This window comes from Streptococcus sp. HMSC057G03 (genome assembly GCF_001808745.1).
In the GTDB taxonomy this organism is placed as follows: Bacteria; Bacillota; Bacilli; order Lactobacillales; family Streptococcaceae; genus Streptococcus; species Streptococcus parasanguinis_Z.
Genome location: NZ_KV794423.1, coordinates 161,077 through 162,686 on the forward strand (window position 1 = coordinate 161,077; position 1,610 = coordinate 162,686).

The following is a 1,610-nucleotide window of genomic DNA, read 5'->3' on the forward strand; positions in this document are numbered from 1 at the left end:
GACGCTGACACTGATTCGGACGTTGAAACTGACTCCGATGTCGATGCTGACTCAGATACAGATACTGACATCGAAACTGAAACCGAAGTAGAGACTGACTGGCTTTCTGATACTGAATTGCTCAACGATGCTGACAATGATTCTGATGTCGAGATTGATTCAGACGTTGAAAGTGATTCAGAAGTAGACACTGATTCAGACGTTGAGGCTGACTCAGACGCAGAAGTTGATTCCGATGTTGAAACCGACTCAGAGGCTGACAATGATTCAGAGACTGAAACTGACTCAGATGTTGAGACTGAAACTGAAGTAGAAACTGACTGACTTTCTGATACTGAAGTGCTCAACGATGCTGACAATGATTCTGATGTCGAGATTGATTCTGATACAGAAACCGATTCAGACGTTGAAACTGATTCGGACTCTGAGACTGATTCTGATGTTGAAACTGATTCAGAAGCAGAGGCTGATTCTGATGCTGATACCGACTCAGATTCAGAGGCTGACGCTGATTCGGACGTAGATACTGACTCAGAGACTGAGACTGACTCAGACGTCGATACCGATTCAGAGGTTGAGACTGATTCTGATGTAGAGGCCGACTCAGAGGCTGATGCTGACTCAGATACAGAAACTGATTCAGACGTTGACACTGATTCTGATACAGAAACCGACTCGGACGTAGACACTGATTCGGATACAGAAACCGATGCAGACGCTGAGACTGATTCAGACGTTGAAACCAACTCAGAGGCTGAAATTGACTCGGATGTTGATACTGATTCAGAGGCTGAAACCGACTCAGACGTAGAGGCCGACTCAGAGACTGATGCTGACTCAGAGGCTGACGCTGACTCAGACGCTGATTCAGAAGTTGACGCTGACTCGGACGCAGAGGCTGATTCAGAGACTGAGAATGATTCTGATGTTGAAACTGACTCAGACGCTGAAACTGATTCAGAGGTTGAGACAGACTCGGATGCAGAAACCGACTTAGATGCAGAAACTGATTCGGATGTCGATTCCGATTCAGACGTAGACACTGATTCAGATACAGAAACCGACTCGGATGTTGATACTGACTCGGACGTTGAAACTGACTCAGACGTTGATACTGATTCGGATGTCGAGAGTGATTCAGAAGCAAATGCAGATTCGGATGTTGATACTGACTCAGACGCAGAAGCTGATTCGGATGTTGATACTGACTCAGACACAGAAGCTGATTCGGATGTTGATGCCGATTCGGAGACTGAAACTGACTCAGAGGCTGACGCTGATTCGGATGTTGACACTGATTCGGATGCAGATGCAGATGCCGATTCGGAGGTCGACACTGATTTGGATGTTGAAACCGACTCAGACGCTGAAACTGATTCAGAGGTTGAGACAGACTCGGATGCAGAAACCGACTCAGATGTAGAAACTGATTCTGAGGTTGAAACCGATTCGGATGCTGATGTTGATTCGGACGTTGAGACCGACTCAGAGGCTGAAACTAACTCAGAGGCTGACGCTGATTCAGAGGCTGACGCTGACTCAGATGCAGAAACTGATTCTGATGTAGATGCCGATTCGGACGTTGAAACTGACTCTGAAGCCGATACTGA

1 protein-coding gene is annotated in these 1,610 nt (G+C 46.7%); it reads right to left on the reverse strand.

Going from position 1 to position 1,610, the window contains the following annotated elements; translation table 11 throughout:
- Positions 1–1,610 (reverse strand): hypothetical protein (locus HMPREF2686_RS10795; RefSeq protein ID WP_261673674.1); only part of this gene is annotated, 1,610 nt, incomplete at both ends.